The organism is bacterium (assembly GCA_035530055.1).
Classification (GTDB): Bacteria; UBA6262; WVXT01; order WVXT01; family WVXT01; genus WVXT01.
In genome coordinates this window covers 1-10726 of sequence record DATKVN010000013.1, presented here as the reverse complement: position 1 = coordinate 10726, position 10726 = coordinate 1, and the positions used below count along the sequence as shown (strand labels likewise).

Annotated in this window: 12 protein-coding genes; all 12 read right to left on the bottom strand. The window is 42.3% G+C overall.

Annotation, left to right across the window (positions count from 1 at the left end):
* Positions 1-496: TatD family hydrolase (locus VMW39_01610; protein HUW22715.1), on the bottom strand; the 496-nt coding region annotated here is incomplete at its 3' end.
* 482 nt (positions 497-978) lie between these two features.
* Positions 979-2136, bottom strand: a complete 1158-nt coding sequence (locus VMW39_01605) for a YgeY family selenium metabolism-linked hydrolase (protein HUW22714.1) — start codon at positions 2134-2136, stop codon at positions 979-981.
* Positions 2137-2278: 142 nt separating this feature from the next.
* Positions 2279-3805: an FGGY family carbohydrate kinase gene (locus VMW39_01600; GenBank protein ID HUW22713.1), complete on the bottom strand. Its 1527-nt coding sequence runs from the start codon at positions 3803-3805 to the stop codon at positions 2279-2281.
* A 107-nt stretch (positions 3806-3912) separates the two neighbouring features.
* On the bottom strand, positions 3913-4686 hold the full coding sequence (locus VMW39_01595; protein ID HUW22712.1) for an aldolase/citrate lyase family protein: 774 nt from the start codon (positions 4684-4686) through the stop codon (positions 3913-3915).
* Positions 4683-5162, bottom strand: coding sequence for an MOSC domain-containing protein (locus VMW39_01590; GenBank protein HUW22711.1), 480 nt, complete (start codon positions 5160-5162; stop codon positions 4683-4685). The genes VMW39_01595 and VMW39_01590 overlap by 4 nt, the downstream gene beginning before the upstream one ends.
* 7 nt (positions 5163-5169) lie before the next feature.
* On the bottom strand, positions 5170-5883 hold the full coding sequence (locus VMW39_01585; GenBank protein ID HUW22710.1) for an anaerobic ribonucleoside-triphosphate reductase activating protein: 714 nt from the start codon (positions 5881-5883) through the stop codon (positions 5170-5172).
* A 64-nt stretch (positions 5884-5947) separates the two neighbouring features.
* Positions 5948-6511 carry a TlpA disulfide reductase family protein gene (locus VMW39_01580; protein ID HUW22709.1) on the bottom strand — a complete coding sequence of 188 codons (564 nt, stop codon included), beginning with the start codon at positions 6509-6511 and terminating at the stop codon, positions 5948-5950.
* A gap of 118 nt (positions 6512-6629) precedes the next feature.
* A complete protein-coding gene (gene trxB, locus VMW39_01575; protein HUW22708.1) occupies positions 6630-7589 on the bottom strand; it encodes a thioredoxin-disulfide reductase in 960 nt (319 codons plus the stop codon).
* On the bottom strand, positions 7582-7905 hold the full coding sequence (gene trxA / locus VMW39_01570) for a thioredoxin (protein ID HUW22707.1): 324 nt from the start codon (positions 7903-7905) through the stop codon (positions 7582-7584). The genes trxB and trxA overlap by 8 nt, the downstream gene beginning before the upstream one ends.
* 18 nt (positions 7906-7923) lie before the next feature.
* The gene (locus VMW39_01565) at positions 7924-8622 is read right to left on the bottom strand and encodes a cytochrome c biogenesis protein CcdA (GenBank protein HUW22706.1); all 699 of its coding nucleotides are present in this window, start codon (positions 8620-8622) and stop codon (positions 7924-7926) included.
* 13 nt (positions 8623-8635) lie between these two features.
* The gene (gene lgt, locus VMW39_01560; GenBank protein ID HUW22705.1) at positions 8636-9397 is read right to left on the bottom strand and encodes a prolipoprotein diacylglyceryl transferase; all 762 of its coding nucleotides are present in this window, start codon (positions 9395-9397) and stop codon (positions 8636-8638) included.
* 204 nt (positions 9398-9601) lie between these two features.
* Positions 9602-10597 (bottom strand): radical SAM protein, encoded by a 996-nt coding sequence (locus tag VMW39_01555; protein ID HUW22704.1) that lies wholly within the window; start codon positions 10595-10597, stop codon positions 9602-9604.
* Positions 10598-10726: the final 129 nt, after the last annotated feature.

Here is a 10726-nt window from a genome sequence, read left to right as displayed (position 1 = left end):
AGATATGTGCCATACCAGAATGGTAAAGGACCATCGGCACATCCGGATAAGCCTGTGCCATAGGTATGGTAAGCGAAGGCAGAGCAAATGGAATTCCTGCCCCGGTATGTATCATTAAGGGAACTTTATGCCTTTTCGCTGCTTCAAAGACCTTTTTTGCATCAGTAGCCAGAGGACTTATCGCATGACCAATAGTATGCAGTTTTATACCCACGAAACCTTCGCCTTTTATGAGTCTATCAACTTCCGCATTGTATTCTTTTTCGTCCTGATGGGGATTGAGACTTACAACTCCAAAAATCTTCTTGGGATACTTCTTCATAAGTTTGGCTATGTCATTATGTATTTTCTTGACATCGGGTGCGCCCGGGAAAGGTAGAACAAGTGCAGCATCGATTTTATTCTTTTGTATGGCACCCATCAGCGCTTCTTCTGAAGTATCTAAGTCAAAAACTTTACACGGCCCCAAATGACAATGAATATCAACAATTTTCATTATTTTCCCCCCTTTTTTTTGCACGATTAAAACCGTGACTGCAAATGTCATTGCGAGCCCGAAAGGCGTGGCAATCTCACGCCAAATTACGAGATTGCTTCACTTCGTTCGCAATGACAGAAACTTTTCCCATTTTTACCTCATCCCTTCTATAGGCATCACCTCCAAAATTTTATAAATAAAATTGCAGAATTTACTTCGGGATGTCTCTGAATTTCTGCCAGCATGCATAAGGGTATGAATTGTTGCTTAGGTTGCACAGTAAAACTCCGGTTAAGGAAATTAATTACTGGCCTCAGGACGGTAAACTTAGAAGCGATAAATTTATTCCAGGAGTTGCGAGATGAATTAAGAATTGCTTATGAATAGGTAAAAAACTAGAATAATTTTACTAAAGTCTTTGTCCCTTGTCAAGCACAAAATTAATTGAATAGAAATATAGCCAAGACTCCTTCGCACTCAAGCCCTAAAGAGCAAAGTGTTCAGGTTTTCCTATATCTTTTCGCTATTATTCCAGGTAGCACGGCATAAAACATTGCTGCTTGAACAAGCTGTTCGACCTTCACTTGCTCATCAGCAGAGTGGGCAAATCTCTCTTCTCCTGGCCCAAAAACTATGGTGGGTATCCCTTTTTCACCCATAGTATAACTTCCATTACTGCAGAATGGCCAGAGGAAAATTTTAGGATTCCTCTTAAAAAGAGCTTTATAAGTCTCCACGCAAGAGACAACTAAAGGGTGTTGCCGCGGTAATTCCCAGGCAGTAAAGAACTTTTGCAAAATTTCCAATTTTCCACCCTTTCCCATAAGAGTTCTCAATTCACGTTTTACACTCTGTTCACTCTCCTTTGTATTTGTCCTCCTGTCAAGGTAGATAGTACAATTATCAGGGATGGCATTTAAGGAAGCCTTCTCGCAGTCAATCTTGGTAACGGTTATGGTTCCTTTGCCCAGAGGAGGAGCGGAGGGAAGTCTATTGTTCAATCTTTCTATCTTCTGAATTAATGGAACCATTCTGTAGATGGCATTTATTCCTTTCCAGGGAATGCCCGCATGTGCCGATTTGCCTCTCATGGAGATTTTCAGTCCCACCCTTCCTTTGTGTCCACGAATAATATTGAGACTGCTCGGTTCTGCAAGAACAACAAAATGTGGTTTAAGTCTATCCTTCTCTATTAGATATTCGATGCCTTTACCCCCAGCCGATTCCTCTTCCACGCTGCAAGCAACGTAGAGTGTATAATCTCCTCTTAGTCCGAGAGCTGCCATTAATTTGCCGCCATATACGGCTGAAGCGACTCCTGCCTTATCATCACACGCTCCCCTTCCATAAATAGTCCCGCTTTTATACTCCGCTCCGAAAGGGTCGTGCTTCCAGTTTTTTCTATCGCCAATATCCACAGTATCCATATGGGCATCGTATAGTATCCTGACTTTCCCCGAACCGATTCGTCCTATTACATTTCCAATGCCATCAGTGAACACTTCGTCAAATCCGGCCCTTTCCATCTCTTCCTTTACCCGAAGAGCAACTTTATTCTCTCCACCGGAAAGACTGGGAATTCTTACTATATCTCTCAAAAAATTAACCAAACTTTTCTGACTATCTCTTGCTAACTGTCTTAATCTTTTTACCTCCAATTGATGCCTCCTATCGATAACGGGTCCGATAAATCCCACCTACAGTCAATGTAGGGGTTCGATTCATCGAACCCGCGATTGAGAAGAGTAGCTCCGATTCATCGGAACGTCCTAATGGCGAAGTTTCGCTTCGCTACTCCAGTTAAAGTTCGTGGAAAATCGGCTTCAGGAGAGGATAGAGTTTTTTGTAAATTTTGAACAATTTATCGTATTGTTTCTGGTGTTCTCTAACCGGCTTCACTAAACTGGCTACATGGACCATCTGTTTACTAACTTCCTTCACATTTTTACATACGCCAATACCCAGGCTTGCCAGCATGGCAGCACCCAATGTCCCCGTTTCTACAACCTGCAACTTCTCTATACACCTGCCAGTGACATCTGCTCTAATTTGATTCCAGAGGTCAATCTTCGCTCCTCCGCCCGCTATTCTGATTCTATCAACCTTTCTTCCCACGGATTTCTCAGCAATTTCCAGTAAATGCCTCACGCTGTAAGCCACACCCTCAAGAATAGACCTGATAAAGTGAGCTCTTCGATGCGTTCTGGTTATACCAATAAAAAGTCCTTTAGCGTGCGCATCCCAAATTGGTGCTCTTTCCCCTTCAAGATAAGGGAGAAAAATCATATCTTTACTTCCAGGAACTATAGACTCTGCCTCACTCAAGAGTGAATCCAATCCCCTAAGAGAGAGACCCTCGCTACCAGTTGTTTCTTCCAGACCCACAAGCGCTTCCCCTGCCCATTTCAAAGAATCGCCGCCAGATTGAGTTGGCCCGTATAAAACAGAAACACTATTAGTTATGTTTGAGGGAATGGACATAAGACCGTAAGTCAATTTGGGAAGGGAAAGACTGGTAAGTCCCACTATCTCCGAAGTGCCGGTGATGTTGAAAGCCCTACCCGAAGCAGAAAACGCGCCCGTAGCAAGCATCCCGCATAGAGCATCGCTCCATCCGGCAACTACAGGAATATCTTTGGGAATCCCGATGCGATTTCCTATCTCCTTTTTTACTCTTCCAACTATTTCATACGGTTCATAGATTTCAGGAACTATCTCCTCTGAAATTCCCAGAACTTTAAAGTATTCACTGGAAACTTTACCGGTCTTTAAATTAACCATTCCCTTAGAACACCACCTGTCTGAGAAGAAACAGCCTGTAAGTTTATAGCCGATAAAATCCTTGGCCTGAAGAATCTTGAACGTCTTCTGCAAAATCTGGGGTTCATGTCTCTTCAGCCACAAAAGTCTGGCAGGAAGCCAATTGGGCTGTATAGGTAGGTCCATTCCCAGAAACTTTTCCATTCTTCTCTTTCCTATTTTTTTTCGGAGCCACCGAGCCTCCTCCACGCTCCTTGTATCTCTCCAGATAATTGCCCGCCTCAAAATTCTACCCTTTTTGTCCACAAAGACCTGGGTCGGAGTCTGACCGCTCAAGCCTATACCTACAATCGAAGACATTTTTACCTTCGCTCTCCCCCTGAGCTGTGCAATTGTCATCTTTACTGCTTTCCACCAGTCCTGGGGATTCTGCTCTATTTCCCGGGGAGCAGGTTGGTAGGTAGGATAACTCTTGAAAGATTGGGCAACCATATTACCCTTCAAATCGTATGCACCAACCTTACAGGAAGTAGTCCCTATATCAATTCCTAATAGTATTTCACCCATAAAATATAGTCCTCCCTTTCGGGAGGACTCCAAAAACCCTGGAGTCCTTGCGAAAGCAAGGTCTCCTCAGGAAATTCCTAAACGATGAACAAATTATCTTTCGTGTATTATTTCTTAGATTTTCTTAGCGGGGCAATGAGTGAACGACAGGCCCGGAAAAATATCACTGCATCCACAAGAAGGGCTATAAACTGCACGCCCAAATCTATCCATTTTTTCGCTGTTTCCACATCATCCACATATATTCCCAGAGAGAGACCTGCCTTTCTCACCTTCCCCACCACCTGTTTAATCTTCTCCACAACCTTGGGGTGGTCTATCTCACCAGGAACTCCCAGCGACTGAGAGAGGTCATAGGGTCCGACAAATATGGTATCCAGACCCTTAACCTGCAATATCTCGTCGAGATTTTCTACTCCTCTCTTCCCCTCAATCTGGACAATCAAAAGAGTCTTTCTATTCGCCTCCCTAAGGAAAACCTCCTTGGGGAGGTGAGAATAGTCAGCAGCACGAGCAAATACGTCCATTCCCCTTTCTCCCAAAGGAGAAAATTTGGATAGAAATACCACCTCTTCTGCTTGTTTTCTGGTGTCCACGTGGGGAACTAAAACCCCACTTGCTCCTGCATCCAGCGGTCCCGAAATTGCAGATTCCGATATCTCGGGAACCCTGACTATGGAATCGATGCCTCTAACTTCTGCCATTCTTATCAAATCTTCCACGCTCTCAATAGAGAGTGCGCTATGTTCCATATCCAAAATGGCAAAATCGAATCCAGCAAGGCCTACTATTTCCACCATTGCTGGATCACGGGACTTTACAAAGGGACCGACAACAAATTCTCCCCTGTTCATCTTCTCTTTAATCGATAGAGTCTTCATAAGCTTTTCCTCTCAATTTCTATGGAGTCTCCCACTTTTATTTTTCCTCCCGAGATTACTTTTGCAAATAGTCCCTCTTTGGGCATAATACAACTGCCTATTAACTTCCTTATTTCACATTTGGTGTGACACTCTTTGCCCCGCTGGGTAATCTCGATTACCGCCCTATTTCCCAACTTCAGTTTTGTACCAATCGGCAAACCATTAAGGTCAAAACCCCCAGTGGTAATATTCTCTGCAAAATCTCCTGGACCAATCTTCAACTTCACACTTTTAGAACGTTTGAGCTTTGCTAATCGCGTAACGAACTTTCTAATATTTTCTATTCCTAAAAGACTCACTTGGCGACGGGATAAACCACCATGAGCATCTCCCACCAATCCCCAATTTCTCTTCAAGGTCGCCTCTCCTACAGGCCTTTTAACAGTGCCCTTTTTATCACTTCTATTTATGGAAACAATCTTAATTCTTCTCATTTAATTTCTACTTTCCCCGTACGACACAGCATTGAACATACTGAAGACAGAGCTCGCGAATCTTTTCCAATTCTTCAATTTTGTAAGGAGATATTTTCTGGAGCTCGGGATCCATTGTTTCCCGGTTGGAAAAGTTCTGCAAAGCGTATTTCTTTGCTCTTCCTATTTCTCGTGCGATTTCCAGGATGTCTTCCTCGCTGTGGAGATTGGGAACCACCGTGGTGCGGAATTCGTAATCGACTCCAGAATGGATTATTAAGTCAACACTTTCTCTAACCCTCTCCAATAATTCTTTACTCTTTATCCTTGTCGATTTCTCATAGGCATTAAAATTTAAGGGCGCTTTAATGTCCATAGCCACATAATTGACCAGCCCCCTATCTATTACTCTCTGCAATATTTTTGGGAAAGTGCCATTGGTATCGAGTTTTATTTCCATTCCTAAATTGCGAATTTTTTCCAGAAATTCCGGTAAATCTTCAAAAAAACAGGGTTCTCCACCGGTAAGACATATTCCATCAATCCAGTTTCGATGGCTTGTTAAAAAATTGGAGATTACTTCGAAGGGAATTGTCTCATACTGGTCAGGATTCAGGACCAGTCCTGCGTTTTGACAGTAGGGACATCTGAAATTACAATAGGGCGTATATAGAGTGGAAACGATCTTTCCATCCCAATCAAGTAGCGAAGTTTCAATCATTCCCTTTATCAAAATTTTCATCACAATTACACTGTACTTATTTGGGAGTAGCAGACTTCAGTCTGCGTGATGTAGTCAGAGGTCTCTAAGGTAATTTTTCGGAGACCTCTTCCAACAATCTTTTAACCGCCTCTTCAAAAGTGGCTCTGGGTCGGTAACCAACATACTTCTCTTTGATATCGCCTTTTCTATCGATAACAAAAGTAGTGGGAATTCCTCTGATTCCTCCATAATCTTGGGTGACGTTAACATTACCCAGGACTATAGGGTAATTAATTTTGTAATTTTTCGAAAATTGTTTAACCGCGCGGCTATCTCCTCTGTCCAGACTCACCCCGATGATAAGTAAACCTTCGTCTTTATATTTCTCATAGAGTTCTACAAAATCTGGAATTTCCTTGCGACAGGGAGGACACCAGGTAGCCCAAAAATTGAGAATAATTACTTTTCCCCTAAAGTCCGAAAGAGTTAAACTATTTCCCTCAAGGTCGGGAAGAGTAAAATCTGGGGCATCTCCCCATTCTTTCTCAGTTATTATGACCTCTTCCAGTTCTCCTATTTCTTCTATTTCCGTTTCAACCCCACAGCCTGAAGCCCAGATGACCAAAAGAACCAAAACTATCAGACCTTTTTGCAAAACTTTTCTCATCTCTTCTCCTTCCTTTTAGTAAAGCCTCTGGACTCCTTGCGAAAGCAAGGTCGATTACCTCCCTTTCGGGAGGACTCCAGATCTTTCCACGTTAAAAGATTCCTCAACGATGAATAAACTATATTTTAGTCTTATCTTTCCATTTTCCAACGTATTGCCCGGCAGCAAAACCGGCAGTTGCCCCCTCGCCACAGGCAGTCACTACCTGCCTTAACAATTTCTTCCGCACATCTCCGCAAGCATATATCCCTTTAACTGAAGTCTCCATATTTTCGTCTGTAATAATAAATCCTTCCTCGTCCATCTCCACAACACCCTTCAGGAACCCGGTGTTAGGAGCGGTACCTATGTGGACAAATACGCCTTTTGTTTCTAATGTCAAATCTTTTCCTGTCTCCAGATTTCTTACCTTAACACCTTTCACTTCAGTTTCTCCAAGAATTTCAGTCACTATTGACTTCCAGATAAATTCCAATTTGGGATTGGAAACCGCCCTCTCTTCGATAATTTTGCTTGCCCTGAGTTCCTCCCGACGATGAATTAAAGTGACTTTCTCTGCAAATTTGGATAGAAATAGTGCTTCTTTTACGGCAGCATCTCCACCGCCTACTACAACAACCTTCCGATTTTTAAACAAGGGTCCATCACAGGTAGCGCAATAGGATACTCCTTTACCAATCAGTCTCTCTTCTCCGGGGACTTCCAATTTCCTTGGTCTTGTCCCTGTAGCAACAATTAAAGCTACGGTCTTGTACTCCTCTTTCTCTGTGTTAACTACTTTCTCCAATTTATTTTTGTACCGCTCATCTTCAGAAGAAACGTTAACCTTTACCACTTCTCCACTTTTAATCTCCAATTCATATTTTTCCGCTTGCTTCCTGAACCTATCCATCAATTCAGCTCCGCCAATCCCTTCAGGAAATCCTGGATAGTTCTCTATTGTCCAGGCGAGGGCTGCCTGACCCCCAGGAGCCACCTTTTCCAGAAATAAAGTTTTCAGCCTTGCGCGAACTGTATAGAGACCGGCGGTCAAACCTGCCGGTCCACCGCCAATAATAATAACATCATACTCACTCATCCAGAATTTCTCCAATTTTGGCTTCTAAGCCTTCCCTGGGCATAGCCCCGGCAGTCTGGCCGAGCACTTTTCCATTCTTGAAGATTATGAAAGTGGGAATGCTTTGAATTCCATATTTTGCACTGGTGAGAGGATTTTCGTCTACGTTAAGTTTTCCCACTTTCAGGCGACCTGCATACTTCCGGGAAATCTCTTCGATAGCTGGGGCAACCATTAAACAGGGTGCGCACCATTCAGCCCAGAAATCTACCAGGACAGGCACTTTTGAATCCAGAACTTCCTCCTTGAAATTTTCATCGTTCAGAACAATTTCCATCTTTCCCCCTTATGTGAATTACATTATGAATTGGAATTTGCCGGTTAAAATCAGAATTCCAAATAGAATCAGCAGTCCTCCAGTTACTACTGATATTAGCCTTGAGTATTTCTTTATCTTCCTGAATCCCCTAAGAAAAAGGTTAACAGCCAGACCCGAGACGAGAAAAGGAATGCCCAATCCCAGAGAGTAGGAACCCAAAAGGAAGACCCCTTCCCTGACAGTCTCCTGAGTGGCGGCATAAGTAAGTATTGTTCCCAAAACAGGACCAACACAGGGAGTCCAGCCCAGAGCAAAAACTATTCCCACAATAAAAGAACCTAAAATATTCGTGGGTTTCATCTTTAAATGAATTTTTCTTTCATACCCCAAAAAACTTATGCTAAATAACCCGGAAATATACAAACCAAACACGATGACCAAAACTCCACCGACAATTCTCAAAATATTCAAGTGCGAGAGCACAAATTTTCCAAAGTAGGAAGCGGAAGCTCCCAGTAAGATGAAAACTAAAGAGAAGCCAGAAATGAATAAAACCATTTCTAAAAAAATTCTCTTGGTCATTTTACTCTTCTCTTCTCCACTACTAACTAAATCATCGATAGACACCCCAGTAATAAAAGAAATGTAAGCAGGTATCAGTGGTAAAACGCAGGGAGAAAGAAATGTTAAAAGCCCGGCAAAAAAGGCCATAACCAGTGAAACTTGTTGAGCCACAATGCCTCCTCGACTACAAACTCTGTTCTTTCTCTCTTCCCAATTTCCCAAGCATGATGAGTGCTAAAATGGCAAGAATTATACCTATAAATTGAGAAGTAGAGAAGAGCCAGATATGACCTCGAGGGTCACCCCGAAAGATTTCAATTATAGAGCGAGTCACTCCATAAAGAAGAACATACAGCCAGAATAATTGACCATCAAATTTTTTGTAGCGCCTTAAGGTGAGTAGGATGGCAAAGATGATAAATAGAGTTAACGAGGAGAATAGTTGTATGGGAATTAGAGATTGACCCAGAGAACCAGCCGGGCTCTCTGGCGGAAAGGAGACTCCCAGCCAGGAATCAGTAGGACGACCGTAACAACAACCATTCAGAAAGCAACCTATTCTACTTATTGCATGGGCTATTACAATTCCTGGAGCAAAGATATCCGCAGTTTTCCAGATATTTAAACTCTTTCTTCTCATCTGCCAGATGCCAATTCCAAAAGCTAAAATAAATCCACCATAGAAAACGAACCCTCCCCGGCCAAAAATGGTTCTCAAGGGTTCATTTAGAAAACGTTCCCATTCCACAAAAACATAGAGGATTCTTCCTCCCATAAAGCCAGAGATTAACACCCAGAGAAATAGACTCATTATCTTGTCGGTATCGAAGCCTGTTCTCCTTGCCTCTTCCCGAACATAAAAGAAACCCACAAGACAACCAATTGCTACCATTAATCCATATGTATAAATAGTGAAAGGTCCCAATTTAAGAAGTATTGGATACAATTTCTCTCCCTTGGCTGAACAAGATTTACCTCGATAATGTCGTAGCGTAGCCCTTTATGGGCGTAATCGTAATGTAATTGTAGTGTAGCCCTTTATGGGCGTAATTTTTACCCCGTTGTAATGGGGTTTACGGGGACAAGCCTTTGGGCGACCATAAAGGTCGCCCCTACGTGACCAAAATCATTATGGGCATAAAGCCCTACACTACCTGTCATCTTGTCCGTCTTTTTTAGAATAGCTTCCTTCAACACGCTTGCTTTGTCGAGTCGAAATATAGTATCTCTTTTTATTATGCAGTTCCGCTCTAATCTCTGTACGCCCTTCCAGAATGGTCAAGTTTTTCATCACCTCTTTGGGATTAACTCTCAAAGCAGACGAAATATCACTGAGCGTGCAGGGTCTTCTCTTAAGAAGATTTTTGATATCGGTTTCCAGTTTTTCTATATGTTCTCCATTTAGAACTTTCTTAAATTTTCTGACTACCTCCACTTTCCCTGGTAGTTTCCTTTGGATGGAACGAAGCTCTTTTTGACTTAGGGCAAAAACCTCTTCTTCCGCTGGTGGGCGAAGCACAGTGTTCAGTTGCACCTTATCCGGTCTAATCTTTTCTATAACTTCTGCCAGTTTACGAATCTCTTCCGGGCCATCGTTAATCCCTTTAACCAGTAATACTTCTAACCAGATTTTATTTTTAAATTCTTTCCTCAACTCGATCAATCCGTTAATTATTTCTTCTATCTTCAAAGACGGATGTGGCCGATTGAGAGATTCAAAGATAGACTGGCTCACCACATCCAGAGAAGGAATAACGACATCTGCTTCCCTCAATTCCCGACGCACTTCTTCTTTATTAAGAAGAGAACTATTAGTCACTATAGCTACAGGAATATCTGTGAGTTTTTTTACTTCGTTTATCATTTCACCAATCTTGGAATTTAAAGTGGGCTCACCCGAACCTGAGAAAGTAATATAGTCAATATTCTTCCTTTTTGATAAGAACGCTTTCAATTCTTCAATAACAGGAGCCTTAGAGACATACTCCTTTCTCTCTATAGTAAGGTTAGTCGTCCTTCCAGTTTCACAATAGATACAATTAAAACTGCAAATCTTAAAAGGTACAATATCAACACCCAACGACCTCCCCAATCGCCAGGAGGGAACTGGACCATATATGTAGCTGGTAACCTCTTTTGTCTTCATCGGTCTTCTCTATCCCCAATTTTAATTCTAATTTTCCCTCTCTTGAAACCCTTCAACCCAGAGAGAAATCCCTTTATTGTCTTTCGCAAAATGTCCGATACAAAGGGATTCAGTTCCATGGGCTCACCA

Bases quoted from the DNA above. Each gene is read 5' to 3' on its own strand.
- VMW39_01580 (HUW22709.1), bottom strand. From the start codon at position 6,511: ATGAGAAAAGTTTTGCAAAAAGGTCTGATAGTTTTGGTTCTTTTGGTC.
- VMW39_01555 (HUW22704.1), bottom strand. From the start codon at position 10,597: ATGAAGACAAAAGAGGTTACCAGCTACATATATGGTCCAGTTCCCTCC.
- VMW39_01585 (HUW22710.1), bottom strand. From the start codon at position 5,883: ATGAAAATTTTGATAAAGGGAATGATTGAAACTTCGCTACTTGATTGG.
- VMW39_01590 (HUW22711.1), bottom strand. From the start codon at position 5,162: ATGAGAAGAATTAAGATTGTTTCCATAAATAGAAGTGATAAAAAGGGC.
- trxB (HUW22708.1), bottom strand. From the start codon at position 7,589: ATGAGTGAGTATGATGTTATTATTATTGGCGGTGGACCGGCAGGTTTG.
- VMW39_01595 (HUW22712.1), bottom strand. From the start codon at position 4,686: ATGAAGACTCTATCGATTAAAGAGAAGATGAACAGGGGAGAATTTGTT.
- VMW39_01600 (HUW22713.1), bottom strand. From the start codon at position 3,805: ATGGGTGAAATACTATTAGGAATTGATATAGGGACTACTTCCTGTAAG.
- trxA (HUW22707.1), bottom strand. From the start codon at position 7,905: ATGGAAATTGTTCTGAACGATGAAAATTTCAAGGAGGAAGTTCTGGAT.